A 25999-nucleotide genomic window follows, 5' to 3' on the forward strand; every position below is an offset into this window, starting at 1 on the left:
TTTTAAACAAAGGTACTGCTTGTTAACTAAACCAACAATCAAACCAAGAGATAAATCCTACTTAGCTAATAGTCTTATCATTATGTTAACTTTTAAATAATTACATTTGTTAAAAAATAAAGAATGAAAATTTTAAAAAAGTCCCTCCTTTTAGTTTTAGTACTACTAATTGCTGCATTTATTTACAATTACCCGAAACTTAATATTCTTGCTGGGTATTCTGCAAAAAACACAGCCTCTTCGGTATTTTTAGCAGATAGAAGTTTGGAATTTACTGATGAAAACGACAATAACTTCTCTCCTATTAATTTAACTACTGATGAAATTAATAAAGAAAAAAAATACGCTACAGGTTCTGCTTTTGGTTTATTAACTCGAAAAGCAGTTTATAGAAAAGAGCTTGGAGCGGTTTTAATTAATGATGATTATGATGTTAATCAAAAGTTATTAGTTCCTAAGAGAACTATTCCTAATAACACAACTCCGTATCCTTATGGAAATGCACCTCAAAAAGACACTGTATTTTCTAATGTAGATTATGACAAGTTAAACCAAACTGTTAAATCAATCTTTAACGATGTAAACAAAACCAGAGCTGTAGTTGTTTTGTACAAAGATCAAATTATTGCTGAACATTACGGACAAGGAATTAACAAAAACTCAAAGCTTTTAGGTTGGTCTATGACTAAGAGTATTACTAGTACTTTGTTTGGAATTTTACAATGTAAAGGAAAAATAGATGTTCATGCAAAAGCACCTATTGAAGAATGGCAAAACGATGAACGTAAAAACATAACTATTCATAATTTATTACAAATGAATTGTGGTTTAGAATGGTTAGAAGATTACAATACCATTTCTGATGCTACTAGAATGTTGTTTTTGGACAAAAACATGACTACAACGCAAGTTAAAAAACCGCTTATTTCGAAACCTAATGAATCTTTCAATTATTCATCGGGAGTAACAAATGTACTTTCGGGTATTTTACGAAAGCAGTTTGATACTCATCAAGAATATCTTGATTTTTGGTACAGTTCTTTAATTGATAAAATTGGAATGAACTCTATGACTATTGAAACCGATATGAGTGGAAACTATGTTGGTTCTTCATATGCTTGGGCAACTCCAAGAGATTGGGCTAAACTTGGTTTATTATACTTACACAATGGTGAGTGGAACGGAGAAAACTTATTCGATAAAGATTGGGTTACTTATGCCACTACTCCAACTCCAACATCTAACACTAAAAAAGATGGTGGTTACGGTGCACAAATTTGGTTGAATACAGGTAATCGTTATCCTGATGTTTCTAAAAAAATGTTCTCTTTTAATGGGTATCAAGGTCAAAATGTATTTATTTTGCCTGACGAAAATCTAGTTGTTGTTCGTATGGGGCTTACAAAAAATGCCGATATGAATACATTTTTAAAAGAAATTACAGCAGCTGTTAAACACTAAGCATGAATCCGTATTACTACGTTTTATCTATAAATGGTTTATTATTTTTATTGAGTATCGTATTCTATTTTTTTCCGCCAAAGAAAATAAATTCTCTTTATGGTTATCGCACCAATAGAACAATGCTAAATGAAACTATTTGGAATTTTGCGAATACATTTTTCACCAAAGAGTTATTAAAATATGCAGGATTTTCTTTTGTCGCAGCTTTACTATTAGTGGTATTTAATAAAAGTATAAGCTGGCAACCTATGGCTATTATGCTATTATCTTTAGCTGTAAGTGTTATAAAAACTGAACAAGAATTGACTAAAAATTTTGATAAAGAAGGGAAGAGAAAAAAGTAAACTACTTTACATATTCTTCTTTCAATAGCGTAATATCATCAATAATTTTTTGCATATTTTCTTTTTTTGTTCCGTCGTACATACCTCTAATACGACCTTCTTTATCAATTAAAATAAAGTTTTCGGTATGTACCCAATCGTTTTCACCACCATCACCTTCATCTAAGACAGCAAAATATTGTTTACGTGCTAAACTGTAAATATGCTTTTTTGCACCCGTAGTAACGTTCCATTTTCCATCAATTACTCCTTTAGCATCTGCATATTTTCGTAATTGAGGAACACTATCCATTACTGGAGTTACTGAATGTGATAAAAACATAATATCATCGTCATTCTTATAGTGTTCTTGTAATTCTCCCATATTATACGCCATAGGAATACAAATACTCTGGCAGCGAGTAAAAAAGAAATCGGCTATATAAATTTTGTCTTTGTAATTAGCATTCGTAATTACCTCTCCGTTTTGATTAATCAATTCAAAACTTCCTACTCTATGATGCTTCTTTTGGTTTCTTACAGACTCATCTACCAACTTCGGATTAATATCAGCAGGATTATAAATAGGTAATCTATCTTCAACCTTCAATAAATGATAAAAAACAGGAATTCCAATAGCAGAAAACACTAATAGAAATATAAGCGTACTTTTTGATTTTTTGAAGAATTTAAGATCCATCTCGTGATATTTTTTGCAAAAATACGATGAAAAAAATGCTAATTAAAAGTAGTACGTAAAAACTTTGTTAAATCCCGTACTCTACGTAAATCAATACTTTTAGAACTCTTATTAAAAACGTACATTTGTCAGATTTTAAATTTTAGACAAAACCCTTTTATGGAAATTTTAATAAAAGCATCTCAATTTATTTTAAGCTTATCGCTTTTAATAGTGCTACATGAGTTAGGACATTTTATTCCTGCTAAACTTTTTAAAACTAAAGTTGAAAAATTTTACCTTTTCTTTGATTATAAATTTTCATTATTTAAAAAGAAAATTGGCGAAACTGTTTACGGTATTGGTTGGATTCCATTAGGAGGTTACGTAAAAATTGCAGGTATGATAGACGAAAGTATGGATACTGAGCAAATGAAAGAAGAACCTAAACCATGGGAATTTCGTTCTAAACCCGCATGGCAACGTTTAATTATTATGTTAGGTGGTGTTTTTGTAAACTTTGTGTTAGGTATTTTAATTTACATCTGCCTAATGTGGGCGTACGGAGAGCGATTTTTACCAAACGACAACGTAAAAGATGGTGTTTGGGTTCAAGATCAATTAGCGGTAGATTTAGGTTTAGAAACTGGAGATAAAATCTTAACTATTGATGGTGAAAAAATTAGAATGTTTAGAGAATTACCTATTTCTTTTATTAATGGTAACGAATATACTATTGAAAGAAATGGTGAAGTAATTACTAAAAAGATTCCTACTGACTTTATCTCAAAATTAGTAGATCGTGGTAAAGAGGCTGGTTCTTTCTTATATCCAAGATTTCCGTTTGCAATTAGTGCAGTTTCTAAAGATTCTCCTAATGTAAATTCAGGATTACAAAAGAAGGATATTATTACTGCTGTTAATGATACTCCTATAAAATATTATGATGAAGCTGAACAAAAACTAGCTTTATTCAAAAATCAAAACGTAACACTTACCGTAAATCGTAATGATGAAGTTTTAAAAATTCCTGCTACTATTACTAACGAAGGTAAATTAGGTGTTGTTTTTGGAACTTTAGGAAGTAAAGATTTAGAAAAATTAGGGTATTATCAATTAGCTGAAAAGTCTTATACCTTAAGGCAAGCGATTCCTGCTGGAACAAAAAAAGCGTGGAATACCTTAACTAACTACGTAAAACAAATAAAAAAAATTATTAACCCAAGCACAGGAGCTTATAAAGGTTTAGGTGGTTTTATTTCTATAGGTAGCATTTTCCCATCTGAATGGAGCGCAGAAAGCTTTTGGAATATTACTGCTTTCTTATCAATCATGTTAGGGTTTATGAACTTATTACCAATTCCTGCTTTAGATGGTGGACATGTTATGTTTACTCTTTGGGAAATGATTACTGGAAAAAAACCTAGTGATAAGTTTCTAGAGTACGCACAAGTTGTTGGTTTTGTATTATTATTAACCTTATTATTATTTGCCAACGGTAACGATATATTTAGGCTGTTTAAATAATAAAGCATAAACTCAAAATAAAAAACCACTAGTAATTACTAGTGGTTTTTTATTTTATATAATAGTTAAAGCGCTATTCTTCTTTCTTTTGATTTCTATTAATTATTACCGTTCCTACTAAAGAAGCTCCAATAACAATTCCGCTTAAAGCATCTAAAAACTCTCCTTCCCTTATTACAACTCCATAAAGAGCAAATAAAACAGATGCTAAACCTAAACCGATAATTAAGTATTCAAGCGATTTACTCATAACAAACATCTATTATTTGTTGTTAGCCTCAGCAGCTTTTCTTTCTAATTCTGCTTGAAATTCTTCCATTACAGGTTTTACGGTACTCTCAGGAATATCAGCAACTTTAATATACATTAATCCGTCTACAGCATTATTAAACTTAGGATCTACATTAAAAGCTACTAAACGCGCATTTTGTTTTACGTACTTCTTAATAAGCACAGGAATACGTAATGCTCCAGGTTCTATTTCATCAATAATCTTATCGAACTTTTGCATATCTGCTTCCGTAGCATCAAAAACAAAATCTTTATCGGCATCTTTAAGACTTACCTTAAATTCCTTTTTTGGATGGATATATTGCGCCACATACGGATCGTAATAGTGAGATTTCATAAACTCAATCATTAACGATTTTGAGAATTCAGAAAATTGATTACTAATACTCACACCACCCATTAAATATTTGTACTTAGGATAACGAAGCGTTACATGTACAATACCTTTCCAAAGTAAAAATAACGGCATTGGTTTTTGTTGGTAATTTTTAGAAATAAAAGCTCTACCTAACTCAATAGTACTTTGCATCATTGAATATAACTCAGGCTCAATTCTAAACAGTGTGTGAATGTAAAATCCGTTTATCCCATATTTTTTATAAATGTCTTTTCCAAGTCCCATTCTGTATGCTCCAACCAACTCATTTTGCACGTTATCCCACAAAAATAAATGGTGATAATACTTATCGAACTTATCTAAATCGATAGACTTATTTGTTCCTTCACCAACATCTCTAAAGGTAACTTCACGTAACCTTCCTATTTCATGTAAAAGATTTGGTATTTCTTTAGCATTAGCAAAAAACACTTCATAGTTTTTACTTTCTAATAATCTCTTCCCTTGATCTCTTAACTCATCTACTTCTTTAACAAAAAGATCTACAGGTTTTTGAGAAGTGATTTTTTTAGCTTTTTTAGGGATTTTTAGATTTTGTGTTGATAAAATCTTTTGAGGTGTTTTCTCAAAAGGATTTGCCAACATATAGGTTTTCTTACGTAAAAACTGATAGAAATCTGGAATTTCAGGATACGCATCTTGGTCTTTAACGGATATAGGTTTACCTATTCTTACTTTAATAGTTCTACTTTTTTGAGACAACAATTCTGAAGGTAATTTAGCTGTACGTAAAGTGTCACTTATTTTAGATAAAAAGTAAAACAGTCTACTATTTTTTGCATGGAAATAAATAGGAATAACTGGCACTTTTGCTTTCTTAATCAAACGAACAGCTCCTTCTTCCCATTCTTTATCAACCATTAACTTTCCATCTCTGTATGTAGAAACTTCTCCTGCTGGAAAAATACCTAAGGGTTTCCCTTCTCTTAAATGCAACAATGCGTTTTTAATCCCAGCAACACTCGATTTTGCATCCTTGTGATTTTCAAAAGGATTCACAGGCATCACATAAGGCTTTAATGGCTCTATTCTGTGCAATAAAAAATTCGCTATAATCTTATAGTCTGCTCTATGTTCTACCAACAACTTCAATAGTAAAATACCATCAATACCGCCTAAAGGATGGTTTGAAATCGTGATAAAAGGACCGTCTTTTGGAATACGTTTTAAATCTTCTTCAGGGATTTCAAAATCTATTTGAAACTCCTCCAAAAGACCATTTAAAAAAGGTAAATCTTTTTTATGCTTGTGTTTATTGTAAACTTTATTTGCAGTAGAAATTCGCAAAATCTTCATTAACAACCAACCTGAAAATGTTCCAAATACTCCAAGTTTATCGGTTCCAATTGCTTTTGCAACTTCCTTCGGTGTTACTAATCCCATAAATAAAAATAGTGGTTAGGCGTAACTGCAAATATAACAGAAATTTATTAGCCCTGCACGTTTTCTTGTATGACAAACTGGGCTGTTTCTGTATTTATTTGTCGGATAATTGATTTTCCTTTTCTTTCGATACTTTCTAAGGATTCATTATCAAAATGACGAATTGTAAACAACGTAACATTATGGTACGTTTGTAAATTAAATGTTGTTTGTAAATCATTACAAAAACGTTGAAAATTTTCATATTTATCTTCTATACAAACCGAAAAACTAATGGCTGAATTCTGAATTAAATTAACCTTTAACTTGTACTCATGAAGTTTACTAAATACATGACTGATATTGTTTTCAACCATAAACGAAAAATCTTTAGCTGCTACGGATACTAAAATCTGATTTTTCTTTACAATAAAACAAGGTATATTAGGTTCTATTCCAACTCCTTTACTAACGCAAGTTCCTTGTTTATTTAAATCGTCAAATGAACGCACATATAACGGAATTCTCTTTTGTTCTAAAGGTTGCAAAGTTTTTGGGTGTATTACAGAAGCGCCATAAAAAGCCATTTCGATAGCTTCGGTATATGATATTTTTTTCAATAATTCTGTCTCATAAAAAACTCTAGGATCTGCATTTAAAACTCCATCTACATCTTTCCAAATCGTAACACTTTTAGCATTTAAGCAATATGCAAAAATACCAGCGGTATAATCAGAACCTTCTCTTCCTAATGTTGTGGTTACATTTCCATTTCCTCCTAAAAAACCTTGAGTAATATTTAAGGTTGTTGTATCAACTTTTTGTTGGATATTTTCCTCTGTTAAACTCCAATTTATTTTAGCATCTCTATAATTCGCATCAGTTTTAATGCAATCTCTAACATCTAACCAAACATTATTGATGTTAATTTCTTGTAGGTAAGCACTTACAATAGTGGTTGACAATAATTCTCCATAACTTACTATTTGATCGTATATATAGTTGTAGTTTGGTTCTTTATTTTGTGCCATGAACCCACTTAACTCACCAAATAAAAGGTTTACTTTATTGTAAATTTCATGGTCAGTTTGAAATAACCCATCCAACATATTACTATGAAACTCTTGCACAAAACCTAAAGCTTCTTTTAACTTGTTTTTATCGTTACAATATGCATCAACAATTTTCTCAAAAGCATTCGTCATTTTTCCCATTGCAGAAATTACCACCAAGGTATTTTCTGTTCCTTCATGTTGTAAAACTCTTGCTACATTTTTTACTGCTTCCGGATTTTTTACCGAAGCTCCTCCAAACTTAAAAATTCTCATTGATAAAGTTTTTTAAATTTTGTTCGTTCATATGGCATACTCTCCATTCATCGTATACAGTTGCACCTGTACTTTTATAAAAGTTAACTGCTCCTGTATTCCAATCTAACACTTCCCAAGCTACACGTTTGCAATTGTTATCATACGCGTATTTTAATACACTTGTATACAATGCTTTTCCTGCTCCAATTCCTCTTTTGGTTTGGGTAACCATTAAATCTTCTAAATGGATTGCTTTTCCTTTCCAAGTAGAATAACGCTCATAAAAAAGTGCCATTCCAATTACAATTCCATTTTCTTCAGCAACAAACGTTTTAAATTTAGGCTGGTTAAAAAATCCGTCTTGCAACAAATCTTCAACAGTAACCTCAACAGCTTCAGGTTCTTTTTCAAACACTGCTAATTCAACAATTAAATTATGAATTGCTGCTGCATCTTTAGCTTCACCAGGTCTAATTATAAAACTCATTTACTTTTTTTTAGCAAAGATACTTTTTATATTACTCAAGAAAAGCAAATGAAAAATTAAAACACATCAATTCAAATTGTTAAAATTTTAATTTATCGAAATCGTTGTAGTTACATAAAAAAGTTGGCATATTTGCAAATAAAACAACACGCTATATCATGAACAATAAACATATGACTCTTGGTGAGTTTATTATTGATAATCAAAAACATTTTAAATACTCTTCGGGTGAATTATCGCGCTTAATTAACTCTATTCGTTTAGCTGCTAAAGTGGTAAACCACGAAATTAGAAAAGCTGGATTGGTAGATATAACTGGTGCTGCAGGTGATATTAATGCACAAGGAGAAGCACAACAAAAGTTAGATGTTTTAGCCAACGATTTATTTAAACAAACCTTAATAAACAGAGAAATTGTTTGTGGTATTGCAAGTGAAGAAGAAGACGATTTTGTAATTGTTGAAGGAAAAAACAAAACAAACGATAATAAGTATGTTTTATTAATGGATCCTTTAGATGGTTCGTCTAACATTGATGTTAATGTTTCTGTAGGGACTATTTTCTCTATTTACAGAAGAATTTCTCCTGAAGGAACTCCAGTTACAAAAGAAGATTTCTTACAAAAAGGAAGTGAGCAAGTAGCTGCTGGTTATGTAGTTTACGGAACTTCGACAATGTTAGTTTTTACAACTGGTAAAGGCGTAAACGGATTCACATTAAATCCTGCAATCGGAACTTTCTACCTTTCGCATCCTAATATGACCTATCCAGAAATTGGAAAAATTTACTCAGTTAGCGAAGGATATTTTACACATTTTCAAGAAGGAATGAAGCGCTACTTAGTGTATTGTAAAGAATTAAACAAAAAAGATAATCGTCCATACACAGCTCGTTATATCGGTTCATTGGTTTCAGACTTCCATAGGAATATGATTAAAGGAGGGATTTATATTTATCCTGCAACTGAAATTACACCTAACGGAAAGTTACGTTTATTATACGAATGTAATCCTATGGCATTTATATGTGAGCAGGCAGGTGGTAAGGCTACTGACGGATTTACTAGAATCATGGACATTAAACCAACCGAGTTACATCAACGTGTTCCGTTTTTCTGCGGAAGTAAACAAATGGTTGAAAAAGCTGAAGAATTTATGAGTGAATATTCTTTAGACGAAAAACCAAAATATCAATAATAACATTTATTTATACCAAAATAAATTTTGAATAAGGCAAACGGTTGTTTGCCTTATTTTTTTATGGTAAATTTACAGTGCAAAAATTGAAAAATTAATCACATAAAAATCAAATAATTATGGCTTTTAAGTTACCAGAATTAGGATATGCTTACGACGCATTAGAACCACATATAGATGCTAGAACTATGGAAATTCACCATAGCAAGCACCACAACGGATATACAACTAAGTTAAACGCTGCTATCGAAGGAACAGATTTAGAAGGAAAATCTATCGAAGATATTTTAACAAACTTAGACATGAGCAATGGAGCTGTTCGTAATAATGGAGGTGGATTTTACAACCACTCTTTATTCTGGACAGTTATGAACCCAGAAGATAGAGGATATTTATCTGGAGAATTAAAAGACGCTATCGAAGCTGAATTTGGTTCGAAAGAAGCTTTTATCGATGCTTTTTCTAAAGCTGCTGCTACTCAGTTTGGTTCAGGATGGGCATGGTTATGTGTTCACAAAGGAGGAAAAGTAGAAGTTTGTTCTACTCCTAACCAAGACAACCCATTAATGCCAGGTGTTACTTGTGGAGGAACTCCAATCTTAGGTTTAGATGTTTGGGAGCACGCTTACTACTTAAATTACCAAAACCGTCGTCCAGATTATATTGATGCTTTCTTTAAAGTAATCAACTGGAATGAAGTTGAAAGAAGATATGCTGAAGCTAAATAATTTTAGCTTTCTAAAAATAAAAACCGAAGTTCAACTACTTCGGTTTTTTTATGTCTTGATTCTTGACTCTAAAAATCCTTTTTCTAAACAGACAAAGCTTGTTCTAAATCTTTCAATAGATCCTCTATATCCTCAATCCCCACACTTAAACGGATTAAAGAATCTGTAATTCCAATTTTTAAACGTTCTTCTTCAGGAATTGAAGCATGTGTCATTGTAACAGGATGACTCACTAAGCTTTCTACACCTCCTAATGATTCTGCCAACGTAAATACCTGTAAGTTTTCTAAAAATGAAAAAGCAGTTTGTTTACTTTCGTCTTTTAATCGGAAAGAAACCATTCCGCCAAAATCTTTCATTTGTTTTTTAGCTATCTCATGATTCGGGTGCGATGAAAAACCTGGATAATATACTTCTCCTACTTTAGAATGATTTGCTAAAAATTCAGCCACAGTTTTTCCATTTTCGCAATGACGTTGCATACGAACATGTAAGGTCTTTATACCTCTTAATGCTAAAAATGAATCCATCGGTCCTGCAATTGCTCCTGCTGCAAATTGTATAAAATGGATTTCTTTTGCTAAATCTGCATTATTAACTATTAAAGCACCCATTACCAAATCGGAATGTCCTCCTAAATATTTGGTTGCCGAATGCATTACTATATCTGCTCCTAAGTTTAGCGGTAGTTGCAAATACGGAGTCGCGAAAGTATTATCAACAGCTACCAAAATAGTAGAATCAATACTTTTTACTGTTTTAGTGATAGCTTCAATATCTGCAATTTTCATTAACGGATTCGTTGGAGTTTCTATCCAAATTAATTTGGTGTTTTCAGAAACCGCATTGGCTACACTTTCAACTTCATCCATATTTACATATTGAAACTTCAAACCATATTTCTGAAATAGTCTTGTAAACATTCTGTAAGTTCCGCCATAAATATCATCTCCAGCAATAACCTCGTCTCCTGGATTCAATGTTCTTAACACACAATCGATAGCTGCTAAACCTGAAGCAAATGCGAATCCGTGAGTCCCGTTTTCTAAAGAAGCAAATGCATTTTCTAAAGCTGTTCGTGTTGGATTTGCTGCTCGAGAATATTCATATCCTTTATTTACACCTGGGCTAGTTTGTGCATACGTTGAGGTTTGAAATATCGGAGTCATAACCGAACCTGTAGCTTCTTCGTGTTTTTGACCTCCGTGTATGGTTTTGGTATTGAATTTCATTTTAATTTATTCTAATTAGTATAGTATTACTTAGTCAATAATATCTTCAAATACTAGCTTATTATCTAATTTAGAAATACTAATAATTCTATATGTTGGAGCTATCCCTTTTCCGTTTGGTTTAAAATATTCTATTTTAAATTCACGAGGTTTTTCATAGTTTATTGTACTCAGTTTTCCTATAAATCTCTCCTTTTCTTGTGGAAAATAAAAATGACCAGAAATAGTATCTGTAAAATTATCTGCCGATTTAATTTGCTCTATTAACCTTTCTTTATCTAAATCTGAGATTTCTATTTCAAACTTATGGTAGTAGTCTCTAACACCTCCATTTTCATTATGTAATATTTTAAAATCATCATTCAGCTCAATTTTATGTTCTGAAAGATATTTCTTCACATCTGACTTAAAGAATAGATAATCATCAAACACAAATGATAAAATCAAAAGAACTACAACTAAAGTCAGTATTCTTGAGATTATTATTCCCAGTTTTCTATTTCCTAATTTCTTAGGAATCCAAAAACTCAAATAAATAATTCCAAATAATATTAGAAGTATAACTATTAAAATCAGCACATATGAGAGAAGAATATTCATTTAATTCTTACACCAACTTTACCAAAGCCATAATAATTCCTAAATGGATTCCTTCATGCAAATTATTGAATGCTATGGCACGTTCTATTGAGGTTAATTCGAATCCCATACTTGTCATATAAGGCGTGTATTCTGTAAAGATTCCTGCTTCGAAATCTTCTTTTAACGTATCTGGTAATCCTAGTAATAACTCTTTTACTTCCTCAAATTCTTCTTCAGTAAATGTTTTAGAAGGCGAAGTTCCTTTTCTATACTTTTCAATTAAATCATCAGGAACTAAACATTGATTTCCTGATAGATTATATTGCAACAATTGTTGAGTTACTACCAAGTGTGCAACATTCCATGCAATATTATTTTTAAATCCTTCAGGAATTGTATGTAATTGCTCTAACGATAATCCTTCAATCTTTTGTAAAACAATTTCTCTCGATTTTTTTAAAACCTCAAATTCTGTATTCATTTTTCTGACTATTTTAGCGAAATCAAAGATACTTATTTAAAGATGAAGAAAGTTTATTTTTTACAAACCTGCGATACTTGTAGAAGAATTTTAAAAGAGGTAAATCTTGACGGATTTGAAAAGCAAGAAATAAAAACCAATCCAATCACTGTTGCTCAATTAGAAGAAATGAGAGCGATGACAACCGACTATGAGAGCTTATTTAATAAAAGAGCGAAGTTGTATAGAGAAATGGATTTGAAAAATCAGAATTTATCTGACAAAGATTATAAGCAATATATTTTAGATGAATACACTTTTTTAAAGCGTCCAGTTTTTATTGTTGATAACGAAATATTTATTGGTAATAGTAAAAAAGTGGTAGAAACTTTAAAAAGTAAATTAGTATAAAAAAAGCAGAAGTTAAACTTCTGCTTTTTTATTTAGTTAGATGCAACTTTATCTTTTGTTGAGGCTAACAAAGAAGCTAACTCATCTTTTGTTATCTTGGTTTTAATTCCTAATAGAACCATTTTATCACTTTTACCACTAGCTCTTACTACAATTTCTCTTACATAACCTGCTTTTTCAATAAATAAAACTTCAGCTTTTCCTCCTTTTTCTTTGGCTCTTACCAACGTTTTTAAATTGTTTTTTCTTGAAAAGCGATTAAAATCTTTTGACACTGAGCTATCTTCATTATCAAAAATCATTACTTTAAAGTCACTTGATTTTTTCAAAAGATTCTTTATCTCTTCATTATCTTCTTCATCAAAAAAAGAACCCGCAAAAGAACTTGATAAGTTTATAGAAAACGCCGATTTATCTTTATGGTTCTTATAAAATTGTTTGAACTTTGCTTCTTGAGCAGTAATCGTTAATAAAAAGAAGCAGAATAATGCTGTTAAAATTCGTTTCATAATATGGTTTGTTTTAGTTATATCATGAAGACGAGCAGCAATAAAATTTGTTACAAACAAAAAAGTCTTAACTAAAATAGCTAAGACTTTTTAAGTTGTCCCACTAGGACTCGAACCTAGAATAACGGCACCAAAAACCGGTGTGTTACCATTACACCATGGGACAGTGTACTGCAAATATAAAAACAAACTTTTATATTTAAAACTGCAATAAACATTTTTTAGAAAAAAATCCTTACGAGTTCGTAAGGATTTAGTTGGCCTACAAGGACTCGAACCTTGAATATCGGTACCAAAAACCGGTGTGTTACCATTACACCATAGGCCAATTGCTTATTGCGGGTGCAAATATAAAACAAACTTTTAATTCGACAAATTTTTTGTGTTTTTTTTCATTTAACACAACTTTATCGCCTTGTAGTTCTTTATAAGTTAATCAAAGTTATATTTTTGTTTCGCTTAAAATATCTAGCACTTAATACATTTGCATAAATTTTCAACAAAACTATGAGCAATTTTAGCTATAAAAAGTGGAATACAATTTTAGGGTGGGTTTCTTTTGCTATTGCATTAATTACCTACACACTAACTCTTGAACCTACAGTGAGTTCTTGGGATTGTGGTGAGTATATATCTACCGCAGTAAAGTTAGAGGTAGGACATCCACCGGGTGCACCATTATTCCAAATGTTAGGAGCATTCTTTGCAATGTTTACTAACGATCCTACACAATGGGCAAAAATGGTAAACTTTATGTCTGCCCTAGCTAGTGCTTTTACTATTTTATTTATGTTTTGGAGTATTACCAATTTGGCTAAAAAAATGGCTACTCAAAACGACAAGTTTAGTAATGGAGAAAAAATTGCTGTTCTAGGTAGTGGTTTAGTTGGAGCTTTAGCTTATACTTTTTCTGATAGCTTTTGGTTTAGTGCTGTTGAAGGTGAAGTATATGCAATGTCATCATTCTTAATGGCTTTATTATTTTGGTTAGGATTGAAATGGGAGAGTGAAATCCACGAACCTAGAGGACATAAGTGGCTTGTATTAATAAGTTTTGTTGTTGGTTTATCTTTCGGAGTACACATCTTATCATTATTGGTAATTCCATCAATCGTAATGTTGTATTTCTTTAAAACTTATAAAGACATCAACTTAAAAACTACTGCTATAGCTACGGTAATTTCTATTCTTGTTTTAGCTGGTGTATTCAAGTTTTTATTTCCTTTTACTTTAAAATTCTTTAGTATTTCTGAATTATTTTTCATCAATCAAATAGGATTACCTTATAACTCAGGAACTATTATTGCTGGAATCATTTTAATAGGTTTATTTATTTACGGATTAAAAGTTACTCGTAAGAAAAACTTAGTAGGAGCAAACACGTTAATCTTATCGGTACTATTTATTATGATAGGATTTTCTTCATGGTTAATGCTTCCTATTCGCGCAAATGCCGATACTGTTATTAATGAAAATAATCCATCAAGTGCACGAGAATTATTAGCATACTATAATCGTGAACAATATGGTGATGCCAATGTTTTTTACGATAAGTACTACTCTTTTAATTACGATAGAGATCAAGACGAATCGAACCCGTATAAAGACGATAAGCCTAAATACGAAAAACGTAATGGTAAATACGAAATCGTAAACAACTATAAAAACGTATTACCAAATTACTCTAGCAAACACAAAGGGTTTATACCAAGAATGGTAAATCCTGCTTCAGAACAACATTACAAACAAATAGCCGGAATACCAGCTCGTAGTAAAAGAAGACCTACATTTTTAGAGAACATGAAATTTATGGTCGACTATCAGTTCGGATATATGTACGGTCGTTATTTTATGTGGAATTTTGTAGGTCGCCAAAACGATGCTCAAGGTCATTTGGATTTTGAAAACGGAAACTGGTTAAGTGGAATAGATTTTATTGATGAAATGCGTTTAGGTCCACAAAACAATCTTCCTGAAGAAATTAAAAACAACAAAGGGCGTAATAAATACTATTTCTTACCATTAATCTTAGGGCTAATTGGTTTGTTATATCAAGCTCAAAAAGACAAAAAGAATGTATATGTACTAACATTATTCTTTGTCTTTACTGGTTTTGCAATTATATTTTACACCAACCCAAAACCTTTTGAACCTCGTGAACGTGATTATGCTGTTGTAGGTTCTTTCTATGTATTCGCTATGTGGATTGGTTTTGGAGTACTCGCTTTATACGATTTTTTAAAATCTTATGCAGACAAAAAAGTGGTAGCAACCGCAGTATCAACCGTATCTCTGTTAGCAGTTCCTACATTAATGGGATTCCAAAATTGGGATGATCATGATAGAGCAGATCGTTATACTGCTCAATTAAATGCACAAACGTATTTAGAGAGTTGTGATCCGAATGCAATTATTTTTACCATAGGAGATAATGATACGTTCCCGCTTTGGTATATGCAGCAAATGGAAGGTGTTAGAACCGATATTAAACTTGTTAACACTAGTTTATTTGCTACCGATTGGTATATCGATCAAATGAAAAAGAAAACCTATGAAGCAGACCCAATACCATCTAGATTAAAACATGATCAGTATAAATACGGTACACTTGATGTAGCATATCATTACCCACTTCCTCAATTAAAAGATTCTATCATTTCATTAAATGATTTTATGAGATGGATTGAAAGTGACAATGATGCAACTTACCTTGAAGTTAGAGAAGGTATTAAAGAAAAGTTTTACCCAACTAATAAAATTAGAATTCCTGTTAACAAGAAAAATGCCATAGAATCTGGTATTGTTGATCCTAAAGACGCTGATAAAATCGTAGATTATATCGATGTAACTATTGATGAACAAGGATTAACTAAAAATCGAATTTTAATGTTAGACATCTTAAATAATTTTGATTGGAAACGCCCTATATATTTTACTGGTGGTGCTAATGCCGATGAAGAATACATCTGGTTAAAAGATTATTTACAATTAGATGGAATGGCGTATAAACTAGTTCCTATAAAAACTTCAAACAAAGGAAAATCTATGTTTGATATGGGAAGAATCGACCCTGAAAAAATGTATGCTAATATTAAAAAATGGGATTGGAAAACAATTAACAACGGTAAAATTTATTTAGACGAACAAAGTAAAAGAAACGCTATTTCTATGCGAAATAACTTAATGCGCTTGTCTGAAGAATTCTTAATGAAAGGAGATTCTGTTAAAGCAAAAGATGTTCTTGATTTATCGTTATACAAAATGCCAATTAAAGATTTTGGTCACTATAGTATTTCTTTAGGCTACCCTGAATTATATTATAGAATCGGAGATATAGAAAAAGCAAGAGAAACTGCTGAGACTTTAATTGACATCTTTCAACAAAGGCTTAAGTATTATAGTACGTTTAGAGGTAGAGATACAGATTTAATTTTAGATAATTTAGAAACTAATTTATATATGTATCAAAACCTGTTAACTCAAATAATGAGGTATGACAAGGACAAAGATTATAAAAACAAACAAGAAAATAATTTTATAGAGCATTATCGTTTATTTAAACATTTAATGCCGGAAGAGGAAAGGCAACCTATACAACAGCTAGATACTATAAAACCTTAATAAATGAGGTTGTACCCTATAAGAACACCACGTATAATTCAACGAATATTTTCAAATTATACGTGGTGTTTTCAGTCTATAAAAAAGGAGTTATTTTTAACTTTTGATGATGGTCCAACTCCAGAAGTAACAGAGTTCGTTTTAGACACCTTGGATAAATACAACGCCAAAGCTACCTTCTTCTGTATTGGTAAAAATGTGGTAAATCATCCTGAAATATTTCAACGAATTCACAATGCAGGTCACTCAATAGGTAACCATACTCATAATCATTACAACGGATGGAAACATTCCACTAAAGAATATATCTCTAATATAAAACTCACGGAGAATCATATTCAGAAAGAATATGATTTTAAGACTACATTGTTTAGACCTCCCTACGGAAGAATAACTTCTAAGCAAACTAAAGAACTGCTTAAAAACGGTTATAAAATTATAATGTGGAGTGTTCTTTCTGCAGACTTTGACAAAAACATATCGAAAGAAAAATGTTTAGAGAACGTACTAAAAAACACTAAAAACGGAGATCTTATTGTTTTTCACGATAGTTTAAAAGCTAGTGAAAAGCTAAACTATGTGTTACCAAAAATATTGACTTATTATTCAGAAAAAGGATTTGAATTTAAATCAATAGTTTAAACGTATTGCTGCACCAAACCAATTAAAGTATTAGCATCTTGATTTCCTGTTTGACGCCACATCATTTCTCCATTTTTATAAATCATAAAAGTAGGATTTCCTTTTACACGTAATGCTTCAGCAAGAATTTCATTCTTCCTAATATCTATCTTAATCACTTTTGCTTTATCACCTAAAGCAGCAGCAACATCACGAAGTGTATCTAAACTTGGTTCGAATTCATCCCAATCAGCATAAAAATCAATTAACACTGGTTTGTTAATACTAATGATTTCACCAAACTTTGTCATTTTTATGTACGTTTTATTTAGTAAAGTGCCTAAAAATACTATTTTTTTATAAGCCAACCATTAAGATTGACTTAATTTTACTGAAAATCAAGCTTTTTTAAGTTCTATTACGGTAATTTCTGGCCAAATTCCTACTCTACCAGGAAAAGCATGATACCCAAAGCCTCTATTTACGTTTATATAACGACCGAACTCTTCATACAAACCGGCCCATTGTTTATACACATATTTTGCAGGACTCCATTTTATGAATCCAGGTATTTCAATACCAAATTGTAAACCATGAGTATGCCCACTTAAGGTTAATTGATAGTTAAAATCATCTTCTTTCACCTTATATTCCCAGTGACTTGGATCGTGGCTCATTAGCACTTTAAAATCGTCTTTTTTAATGCCCGCAGCGGCTCGCTGTAGATCTCCAGCTTGGTTAAATCCTTTTCCCCAGTTCTCTACTCCTACCAGAGCTATTTTTTGTCCATCTTTTTCAAGATATCTGTTTTCATTCAACAATAACTCGAAACCAATCTTCGGGTGAATCTCTTTAATTGCATCAAAATTCGCCTTCTTTTCTTCTTTAGAATTCCATTTTGAATAATCTCCATAATCGTGGTTTCCTAAAATAGAATACTTCCCCATAGGAGCTTCTAACTGAGAAAAAACAGGAATCCATTCATCCATTTCTTTAGCGAAATTATTTACAATATCTCCTGTAAATAAAATCACATCAGACTTTTGCTCGTTGATTAAATCTACTCCGTATTGAATTTTTTCTTTATTATCAAAACTCCCAGAGTGAATATCAGTAATATGTGAAATGGTAAATCCATCAAACGCTTCTGGTAAGTCTTTAAATGCAAGTTGATACTTGATTACTTTGTAGTTGAACTTTCCTCTAAAAATCCCGTACAACAAACTTGCTAGTGGTATAGCTGCTAAACCTAAAGCTAGCTGAGAGATAAACTTTCTTCTTCCATCTAAAGCCTTTGTATCTTCTTGAGAGAAATACGATATTCCTTTTTTAACCCAACGTACCACATCTTCACCCAACATAACTATTAAAATAATTAACTTAGGTAACAAGGCTACCAACAATAAAGCAAAAGCATATTGAAACTGACGTGTTTGTCCTGAACTTCTATCTGAAGAAAATATTACATAAAAAAAGTTTATATAAGCTAGCAACCCAAATAGCAACCAGCCATAACGAATAATTTTATTTTTAGTAACTGTTTTAATTGCTTGAAAAGCATAGGTCTCAAAAACGACAATAAGTGTTGCAATTATAAGCAAAGGGAATACCCAACGTGGCATATATTAAATTTTATTAGACGGCAAATATACAAACATAAAACACCTAAGAATCAACAAGAAGAGTTAATATTATTTTAAAACCTTTACTAATTCTCGTGCTATTGTATCAACATTCCAACTATCAGAATTATCTAAAACTACAATACAGTTTTTTAGTTTTTCATTTCTTATAATTATTGTTTTTGCGCCTAACCAAGAACCATTATGCCAGTGTGAGTCTTCATTAATAATTACCCACCCAAATCCGTAATTACTCTCACTCCCATCGTTTAAAATCGGTTTGGTAAAAGCTTCTTTTTTTGTTTCTTCTGAAATCAAAGCGTTTTTATACCAAAACTGATTCCAAATTACAAAATCATCAATCGAACTAAACACCGATCCATCACCTGCAACTCCATCTAAAACTCCAGGTTTTAATTCTATAATCTCCCCTAAAACATTCTCAAACGAAGCGGTTTTATTTGAAAAATCTTTAGTTTTAGAAACTAAATTCCAAATTCGAGTATTTTTCATTTGTAGTTTATCAAACAACTCAACCTTCATAAAATCTTCAAAAGATTTACCTGATACTTTTTCAATAATTCCTGCTAACAAAACATAGCCTGTATTATTGTATACGTGTTTTTCATTCGGTTGATTCTTTAATGGTAAATTCTCTTTTGCTAACAACTCAATCATTTTAGAAACAGTTAATACTTCTCCTATTTCTTCTTTATATTTTTTAGGAAAATCCATATATACATCTGGAATTCCAGAAGTATGATGTAATAAATTTCTTACAGTTACATTTTTGTACGGCAGCTCTGGTAAAAACTTTGTAATTGAATCATCAAAACTGAGTTTCCCTTGTTCTTTTAATAGCATAATTCCTAAAGCAGTAAACTGTTTAGAAACTGAAGCCAAACGAAATGACGACTGATTTGTTAGTTTTTCTTTTCTCGAAGCGTCAGTAAAACCATAGGTGTTTTTGAGTAATACACTATCGTTTTTCACAAGCAAAACAGCTCCATTAAATTTATCATCTTCTTGAAGTTGTGCTAACCATTTATTTGCTTTTTCAACTTTTTCTATCTGTGAATCACTTGTTATAATATCTAAAGGTTCAATCGTAGTCATTGAATTGTATGCCCAATATACTGCGATTCCAAATCCGATAATTGATAGCACTATAACGGCAATAACTATTTTCCATATTAATTTCATAAGCTTGATTTTTTTAGTTGCCTTATACGACGGAAATTAGGTTGCTTTGTTTCATTTTTTATTGATTTTTTTTCAATCAGCTTTTATATTTCGTAGTTTTACTGCGGTGTCTAAAGTTGTAAAACTTAAGACATTTTCAATACTTTCTAGCATATTTTATTCAATGGAAAATAAAAAAAGACTTTTTTTACTAGATGCTTTTGCTCTTATTTTTAGAGGATATTACGCATTTATAAAAAACCCACGTATCAACTCAAAAGGAATAGACACTTCTGCTGTATTAGGTTTCACTAACTCTTTATTAGATGTTATAAAACGTGAAAAACCCGATTATTTAGCTGTTTGTTTTGATAAAGGCGGAAGCGTAGATCGTGTAGAAATGTTTGAAGCTTATAAAGCAAACCGACAAGAAACTCCGGAGGCTATTAAAATTGCTATTCCTTATATTGAAAAAATATTGGAAGCAATGAATATTCCTGCCATTGTAAAAGAAGGTTATGAAGCTGATGATATTATAGGAACATTAGCCAAAAAAGCTGAAAAAATTGGACTAGAAACCTATATGGTTACTCCCGATAAAGATTATGCGCAATTGGTTTCTGATAATATTTTTATGTACCGCCCTCCACGAATGGGTAACGGTTATGAAAAATGGGGAGTTGAAGAAGTACAAGCCAAGTTTGGTGTAGAACGTCCTGAACAAGTAATTGATTTCTTAGGGATGATGGGAGATTCAGTAGATAATATCCCTGGACTTCCTGGTGTTGGAGAAAAAACAGCTAAAAAGTTTTTAGCTGCTTATGGTTCTATGGAAGGCTTGTTTGAAAACATTCATGAGCTAAAAGGAAAAATGAAAGAAAAGGTAGAAGCTAATCAAGAATTAGGATTGTTATCTAAAAAATTAGCTACTATTATGTTAGATGTTCCTGTTGAGTTAGAAACCGACAAACTTATTTTTGAACAACCTAACGTTGAAAAAACCAAAGAAATTTTTACCGACTTAGAGTTTAGAAGACTTACCGATAATTTCTTAAAAACTTTTGGTGTAGCTACTTCAAAAGAAACTAAAACACCAACAGAAGCAAAAACTGAAGCACCTAAAAACACTAATAGTGGTCAGTTTGACTTATTTGCTACCCCAGGGAGTGGAACAATAACAGAAGAACAAACTGTAAATGGTTTTAAAACTATTGACAACACTTCTCATTTTTACCAACATGTAAACACTCCTGTTTCGAGAAAGCTTTTATTACAAAAGTTACAACAACAAAACTCTGTTTGTTTTGATACTGAAACCACAGGACTAAAAGCTTTAGAGGTAGAACTTATTGGAATTGCTTTTTCTTGGGAAGCTGGTAAAGGATATTATGTTTCATTTCCAGAAAATCAGGAAGAAACTCAAGCTATTATTGAAGAGTTTCGTCCGTTTTTTGAAAACTCAACTATCGAGAAAATTGGTCATAATTTAAAATACGACATCAAGGTATTATCGAACTACAATATTTCTGTAAAAGGAAAATTATTCGATACCATGATAGCGCATTATTTGATCAATCCAGACATGCGTCATGGTATGGATGTTCTTTCTGAAACGTATTTAAATTATCAACCCGTTCCTATTACTGAATTGATTGGTAAAAAAGGAAAGAATCAATTGTCTATGCGACAAGTAGATATTCCTCGTCAAACAGAATATGCAGTAGAAGATGCCGATATTACCTATCAATTAAAAGAATACTTTGCTAAAGAATTAGAAGAAGGAAAACTTACACAACTTTTTAATGAAGTTGAAACTCCTTTAGTTTCTGTTCTTACAGCTATGGAAATTGAAGGTATTAATTTAGATACTGAATTTTTAAAATCTCTTTCTGCAGATTTAACCAGCGATATTTCTAGCTTAGAAAAACGTATTTACGAGCAAGCTGATGAAGAGTTTAATATTGCTTCCCCTAAACAATTAGGACCAATTCTTTTTGAAAAATTGAAATTGGTAGACAAGCCTAAGAAAACAAAAACGGGTCAATATTCTACTGCCGAAGATGTTTTATCGTCGTTAAAAGAACATCAAATTGTTTCTGATATTTTAGAATATCGTCAGTATAAAAAATTACAAAGCACTTATGTAGATGCTTTACCGAATGAAATTAATCCAAAAGACCAACGTGTTCATACAGTATACGCTCAAGCGGTTGCTGCTACGGGAAGATTAAGTTCTAACAATCCGAATTTACAGAATATTCCTATTCGTACGAAAAGAGGGCAAGAAGTTCGTAAAGCTTTTATTCCGAAGGATGAAAATCATGTTTTATTAGCTGCCGATTATTCTCAAATAGAATTGAGGATTATTGCTGCTTTAAGTGAAGAAGAAACCATGATTAAAGCTTTCCAAGAAGGAGAAGACATTCATGCTTCTACCGCTGCAAAAGTATTTAACGTTCCTCTTAATGAAATTACTCGCGAACAACGTAGTAATGCTAAAACAGTAAATTTCGGAATTATTTATGGAGTTTCTTCTTTTGGTTTAAGTAATCAAACTTCCTTAACTCGTAAAGAAGCAAAAGCTTTAATTGATACTTATTATGAAACGTATCCAAAGCTTAGAAACTATATCTCTAAACAGGTAGATTTTGCGCGTGAAAACGGATATGTAGAAACGGTTTTAGGTCGTCGTCGTTATTTAAAAGATATAAACTCAAGAAATGCTATTGTTCGTGGTGCAGCAGAACGAAATGCTGTAAATGCCCCAATACAAGGTAGTGCAGCAGATATTATTAAACTTGCCATGATTAATATTCACAAACGATTTGAAGAAGAAAATTTTAAATCGAAAATGTTATTACAAGTGCACGACGAATTGGTTTTTGACGCTCATAAAGACGAATTAGAAACTATTAAACCAATTATTAAACAAGAAATGGAAAATGCTTATAAAATGAGTGTTCCGTTAGATGTTGAAGTTGGTTTAGGTGAAAATTGGTTAGAGGCACATTAAGAAACAAACAATGACTTTAAAAGAAAAAACTACAGAGAATTTAGAGAATAAGCTAAAATTACTTAAAATATCAACAGGGTTTTTAGCAGGAGTTTCATCCATTCTTTTTATAATTTGTCTATATAATTTACTAACTAGGGAAGATAATAGTATTTTTAGATCTTTAATTATAGTTCCAAGTGTTTTGTTTACAATAATTCCAATATATTATGGAAATATTAAAAAAATTAAAAACGAATTAAATTCCAGAAATTAAAACCCTAACTTTCATATAGATATAAATAACAAATAAAGTTAATGCATGTTTTAGTTTACTACTTATATTTTTTTCTTATTTAATAATTTCCTGATTCTTTTTTGTAACTCAGGTATCACTTCTTTTTCAAACCAAGGATTTTTAGTTAACCAAAATCTATTTCTTGGTGATGGATGTGGTAACGTGAAATATTTAGGCAAATATTCAGGATAGTTATTTACTGTTTCAGTAAGTGTTCGTTTTGCTTTATCTTTTAAATAATAATTTTGTGCATACATTCCTATTAATAAAACTAGCTCAACATTGTTAAGTTCTTTAAACAAAGCTGTATGCCATTTAGGAGCGCATTCTTTTCTGGGCGGTAAATCACCACTCTTTCCTTTTCCAGGATAACAAAATCCCATAGGAATTATTCCAAATAAATCGGTGTTATAAAATTGTTCATCGGTAACATTTAACCATTTTCTCAACTGTTTTCCGCTGGCATCATCCCACGGAATTCCAGAAGCATGTACTTTTGTTCCTGGAGCTTGACCTACAATAATTATTTTAGAATTTGGATTTGCAAAAACCACTGGGCGTGGTGTTATATAATCTTTACAAATACGGCAGTTTTTAATTTCTAAAAGTAAATCATCCATATTCATAAAAATACAAATTATCTTATAAAAAAAACACTCGTTACTTTCCTGTAACGAGTGTTTTTTTTCAAAACTTTTTAATCTTAATGATTGATAGCGTAACTTGCTCCTTTCCCAAATTCGGCAAGTGTTACGAAAAGTGATTTTAAAAAGCTTCGAATCCCCTTAAGTAATTGTGATTTCATAAATAATAATTTAAATTCCCCATAACAAATTTAACAATAAGAAGAGGTTATTCAAAAGGGTTTTCACCCTAAATGTATGAATTACACTAAATTATGTATAAACGGCATAATTTTACCCTACTTAAATAATGGGATTATAGGATTTTCACAAAATCTTCGAATGCAACGTAGTAAGGTTGATCTTTAAAAACAGGCAAATCGACACTTTCGGCATTGGCTAAACCTACTCCAGCAAACCATACATTTGCGTTCTGTTTTTTTGCATGTTCTTTAAATGTTTCCATCCATAAAACATCATATTCTTGTGGAGATTGAATGTTATTTGTAGCCTTTACTAAAACAAAAATAGTAGGCTCTCCTTTTTTAAATAAAACAAATTGAGGATGCCTTTTTAATTCACTATTTATAGCAACAAATTCATAGCCCATTTCTTGTAGTTTCTTACCTACAATATTCATTGCTAAATTATGTAACTCTTGCTCTGTTAATGCTCGCATTACCTTTTTTTCTTGTTTCTTTTATTGTAATTTTTATCTCCTCTCGTTTTAGGTTTCTTATACTTTTTTGCTATTTCTCTTCGATAAGCCCCCCCTAAATTAACTTTCTTGTTTTTCTCTTTCTTTTCGTGAAATGCTGGTCCTGGAACATATTCTTGAGAAGTACGATTTTTCGATTGATCTTTATCTTCTCTAGGACGCTCATCTTCTGTTAATTGATTAGAGATTTGAACATGTTCTGGAATTTCTAATAACGGAATCTCATAATCCATCAACTCCTCTATTCTACCTTTTGCTTCTTGTTCTTTTTCTGTAGAAAATAAAATTGATTTCCCTTCGTGTTCTGCACGCCCTGTTCTACCAATTCGATGCATGTAGTTTTCAGGAAAATATGGTGTATTAAAGTTTACAACATGTGTGATTTCTACTAAATCTAATCCACGTGCAATAACGTCAGTAGCTACTAAAATTCGCTTAGTTCCTGTATTAAACTCTTCAATAGCATGCAATCTATAATTCTGTGTTTTATTAGAGTGCAACACACATACTTGACCTGGATATTCTTCTTGCGTTAATTCAAAAATTTTATCAGCAGTTCTTTTGTTTTCTGCAAAGACTAGCACTTTACTAAAATCATTCTTATCGAATAACAATTCGTTTAACAAATTGATTTTCGTATAAAAATTTGGAACATTATATGCCGTTTGCTGAATGTTATCTAACGGAGTTCCACTAACAGCAATGGCAATCTTCTTAGGCGCCACAAAAAAGTCATCAATTAAAGCCGCTACATCTTCCGTCATTGTTGCAGAAAACATTACGTTTTGACGTCTTTCTGGAAGTAAATCGAATATATTTAAGATTTGGAATCTAAATCCTAAATCTAACATTACATCTACTTCATCGATTACTAGTTTTTGAATAGACTTTAACTTTAATACTCTACTTACACCTAAATCATACAAACGCCCTGGAGTTGCTACAAGTATATCGCAACCTTCTGCTACTGCTTGTTTGTGCCTGTTTAAATTTACTCCTCCATAAACCCCTAAAACTCTAAGTGTAATATACTTTGCTAATTTTTCAATCTCTTCAACAACTTGTACTACTAATTCTCTTGTAGGTACTAATATTAACACTCTTGGAGTTAATTGCTTAGAAAATTTTAAATCGCGTAAAATAGGTAACATATACGCAAAGGTTTTTCCTGTACCTGTTTGCGCAATTCCTACAACATCTTTACCCGAACGTACTATTGGAAACGCTTGCTCTTGAATTGGTGTTGGGTTCTCAAAACCAAGATCATCGATAGCATTTCTTAACGGGTTTGATAAGTCTATATCTTGAAAAGTAATCATTCTGCAAAGGTACAACCAATATTTCGTATATTTAAAGGAGTTTTA

24 protein-coding genes and 2 tRNA genes are annotated in these 25999 nt (G+C 31.4%); 9 read left to right on the plus strand and 17 right to left on the minus strand.

Annotated features, from left to right (window positions below; genetic code table 11):
• Positions 1–123: 123 nt before the first annotated feature.
• Positions 124–1461, plus strand: coding sequence for a serine hydrolase domain-containing protein (locus tag WH52_RS03475; protein ID WP_086029547.1), 1338 nt, complete (start codon positions 124–126; stop codon positions 1459–1461).
• Positions 1462–1463: 2 nt separating this feature from the next.
• A complete protein-coding gene (locus tag WH52_RS03480; protein ID WP_086029548.1) occupies positions 1464–1808 on the plus strand; it encodes an SdpI family protein in 345 nt (114 codons plus the stop codon).
• Position 1809: 1 nt separating this feature from the next.
• Here WH52_RS03480 and WH52_RS03485 read toward each other — a convergent pair whose 3' ends face one another.
• Positions 1810–2487: an SCO family protein gene (locus WH52_RS03485; RefSeq protein ID WP_086029549.1), complete on the minus strand. Its 678-nt coding sequence runs from the start codon at positions 2485–2487 to the stop codon at positions 1810–1812.
• A gap of 159 nt (positions 2488–2646) precedes the next feature.
• Here WH52_RS03485 and rseP point away from each other — a divergent pair, with 159 nt between their 5' ends.
• Positions 2647–3993, plus strand: coding sequence for an RIP metalloprotease RseP (gene rseP, locus WH52_RS03490; RefSeq protein ID WP_086029550.1), 1347 nt, complete (start codon positions 2647–2649; stop codon positions 3991–3993).
• Positions 3994–4066: 73 nt separating this feature from the next.
• On the opposite strand, the gene WH52_RS14855 is transcribed toward rseP, so the two are convergent.
• From WH52_RS14855 to WH52_RS03505, 4 genes are read right to left on the minus strand one after another with little or no spacing between them, the layout of a single operon-like run.
• Positions 4067–4243, minus strand: coding sequence for a hypothetical protein (locus tag WH52_RS14855; protein ID WP_158091350.1), 177 nt, complete (start codon positions 4241–4243; stop codon positions 4067–4069).
• Between the two features lie 12 nt (positions 4244–4255).
• Complete coding sequence (locus WH52_RS03495; protein ID WP_086029551.1) at positions 4256–6064, minus strand: GNAT family N-acyltransferase; 1809 nt, start codon at positions 6062–6064, stop codon at positions 4256–4258.
• Positions 6065–6111: 47 nt separating this feature from the next.
• A complete protein-coding gene (locus tag WH52_RS03500; protein WP_086029552.1) occupies positions 6112–7371 on the minus strand; it encodes an aspartate kinase in 1260 nt (419 codons plus the stop codon).
• Positions 7358–7840 (minus strand): GNAT family N-acetyltransferase, encoded by a 483-nt coding sequence (locus tag WH52_RS03505; protein WP_086029553.1) that lies wholly within the window; start codon positions 7838–7840, stop codon positions 7358–7360. Before WH52_RS03505 ends, WH52_RS03500 begins: the two co-directional genes overlap by 14 nt.
• A gap of 158 nt (positions 7841–7998) precedes the next feature.
• Here WH52_RS03505 and fbp point away from each other — a divergent pair, with 158 nt between their 5' ends.
• Both fbp and WH52_RS03515 read left to right on the plus strand, forming a co-directional pair.
• Positions 7999–9036, plus strand: a complete 1038-nt coding sequence (gene fbp, locus WH52_RS03510; protein WP_086029554.1) for a class 1 fructose-bisphosphatase — start codon at positions 7999–8001, stop codon at positions 9034–9036.
• A gap of 119 nt (positions 9037–9155) precedes the next feature.
• The gene (locus tag WH52_RS03515; RefSeq protein ID WP_086029555.1) at positions 9156–9764 is read left to right on the plus strand and encodes a superoxide dismutase; all 609 of its coding nucleotides are present in this window, start codon (positions 9156–9158) and stop codon (positions 9762–9764) included.
• Between the two features lie 83 nt (positions 9765–9847).
• Here WH52_RS03515 and WH52_RS03520 read toward each other — a convergent pair whose 3' ends face one another.
• The 3 genes from WH52_RS03520 to WH52_RS03530 all read right to left on the minus strand — a co-directional run bounded on the left by WH52_RS03520 (position 9848) and on the right by WH52_RS03530 (position 12059).
• Positions 9848–10996 carry a cystathionine gamma-synthase gene (locus tag WH52_RS03520; RefSeq protein WP_086029556.1) on the minus strand — a complete coding sequence of 383 codons (1149 nt, stop codon included), beginning with the start codon at positions 10994–10996 and terminating at the stop codon, positions 9848–9850.
• A gap of 30 nt (positions 10997–11026) precedes the next feature.
• Entirely contained in the window at positions 11027–11527 is a 501-nt protein-coding gene (locus WH52_RS03525) for a hypothetical protein (protein WP_158091351.1), read from the minus strand.
• Between the two features lie 76 nt (positions 11528–11603).
• Positions 11604–12059, minus strand: a complete 456-nt coding sequence (locus tag WH52_RS03530) for a DinB family protein (RefSeq protein ID WP_086029558.1) — start codon at positions 12057–12059, stop codon at positions 11604–11606.
• 42 nt (positions 12060–12101) lie between these two features.
• Between WH52_RS03530 and WH52_RS03535 the strand changes: the two genes are divergently transcribed.
• The gene (locus tag WH52_RS03535; protein WP_086029559.1) at positions 12102–12449 is read left to right on the plus strand and encodes an arsenate reductase family protein; all 348 of its coding nucleotides are present in this window, start codon (positions 12102–12104) and stop codon (positions 12447–12449) included.
• 32 nt (positions 12450–12481) lie between these two features.
• On the opposite strand, the gene WH52_RS03540 is transcribed toward WH52_RS03535, so the two are convergent.
• The 3 genes from WH52_RS03540 to WH52_RS03550 form a co-directional block, all read right to left on the minus strand.
• Positions 12482–12958: a DUF4252 domain-containing protein gene (locus WH52_RS03540; protein WP_086029881.1), complete on the minus strand. Its 477-nt coding sequence runs from the start codon at positions 12956–12958 to the stop codon at positions 12482–12484.
• A gap of 95 nt (positions 12959–13053) precedes the next feature.
• Positions 13054–13124: transfer RNA gene (locus WH52_RS03545), tRNA-Gln, on the minus strand.
• Positions 13125–13215: 91 nt separating this feature from the next.
• Positions 13216–13286, minus strand: a tRNA-Gln gene (locus WH52_RS03550).
• 179 nt (positions 13287–13465) lie between these two features.
• On the opposite strand from WH52_RS03550, the gene WH52_RS03555 reads away from it, so the two are divergent.
• Together WH52_RS03555 and WH52_RS03560 are read left to right on the plus strand one after the other, a co-directional pair.
• On the plus strand, positions 13466–16579 hold the full coding sequence (locus tag WH52_RS03555) for a glycosyltransferase family 117 protein (protein ID WP_086029560.1): 3114 nt from the start codon (positions 13466–13468) through the stop codon (positions 16577–16579).
• Between the two features lie 3 nt (positions 16580–16582).
• Positions 16583–17221 (plus strand): polysaccharide deacetylase family protein, encoded by a 639-nt coding sequence (locus WH52_RS03560; RefSeq protein ID WP_086029561.1) that lies wholly within the window; start codon positions 16583–16585, stop codon positions 17219–17221.
• Here WH52_RS03560 and WH52_RS03565 read toward each other — a convergent pair.
• The 3 genes from WH52_RS03565 to WH52_RS03575 all read right to left on the minus strand — a co-directional run bounded on the left by WH52_RS03565 (position 17218) and on the right by WH52_RS03575 (position 20025).
• Positions 17218–17511, minus strand: coding sequence for a thioredoxin family protein (locus WH52_RS03565; protein WP_086029562.1), 294 nt, complete (start codon positions 17509–17511; stop codon positions 17218–17220). The two genes, WH52_RS03560 and WH52_RS03565, sit on opposite strands and share 4 nt — an antisense overlap.
• 87 nt (positions 17512–17598) lie before the next feature.
• The gene (locus WH52_RS03570; protein ID WP_086029563.1) at positions 17599–18822 is read right to left on the minus strand and encodes a metallophosphoesterase; all 1224 of its coding nucleotides are present in this window, start codon (positions 18820–18822) and stop codon (positions 17599–17601) included.
• Between the two features lie 69 nt (positions 18823–18891).
• Positions 18892–20025, minus strand: a complete 1134-nt coding sequence (locus tag WH52_RS03575; protein WP_086029564.1) for a serine hydrolase domain-containing protein — start codon at positions 20023–20025, stop codon at positions 18892–18894.
• A gap of 163 nt (positions 20026–20188) precedes the next feature.
• Here WH52_RS03575 and polA point away from each other — a divergent pair, with 163 nt between their 5' ends.
• Complete coding sequence (polA, locus tag WH52_RS03580; RefSeq protein WP_086029565.1) at positions 20189–23017, plus strand: DNA polymerase I; 2829 nt, start codon at positions 20189–20191, stop codon at positions 23015–23017.
• A gap of 318 nt (positions 23018–23335) precedes the next feature.
• Here polA and WH52_RS03590 read toward each other — a convergent pair whose 3' ends face one another.
• The 3 genes from WH52_RS03590 to WH52_RS03600 all read right to left on the minus strand — a co-directional run bounded on the left by WH52_RS03590 (position 23336) and on the right by WH52_RS03600 (position 25951).
• Positions 23336–23914, minus strand: a complete 579-nt coding sequence (locus tag WH52_RS03590) for a uracil-DNA glycosylase family protein (RefSeq protein ID WP_086029567.1) — start codon at positions 23912–23914, stop codon at positions 23336–23338.
• A 319-nt stretch (positions 23915–24233) separates the two neighbouring features.
• A complete protein-coding gene (locus WH52_RS03595) occupies positions 24234–24596 on the minus strand; it encodes a Na(+)-translocating NADH-quinone reductase subunit F (protein WP_086029568.1) in 363 nt (120 codons plus the stop codon).
• Complete coding sequence (locus tag WH52_RS03600; protein ID WP_086029882.1) at positions 24596–25951, minus strand: DEAD/DEAH box helicase; 1356 nt, start codon at positions 25949–25951, stop codon at positions 24596–24598. Before WH52_RS03600 ends, WH52_RS03595 begins: the two co-directional genes overlap by 1 nt.
• Positions 25952–25999: the final 48 nt, after the last annotated feature.

The sequence above is a fragment of the Tenacibaculum holothuriorum genome (assembly GCF_002120225.1).
Classification (GTDB): Bacteria; Bacteroidota; Bacteroidia; order Flavobacteriales; family Flavobacteriaceae; genus Polaribacter; species Polaribacter holothuriorum.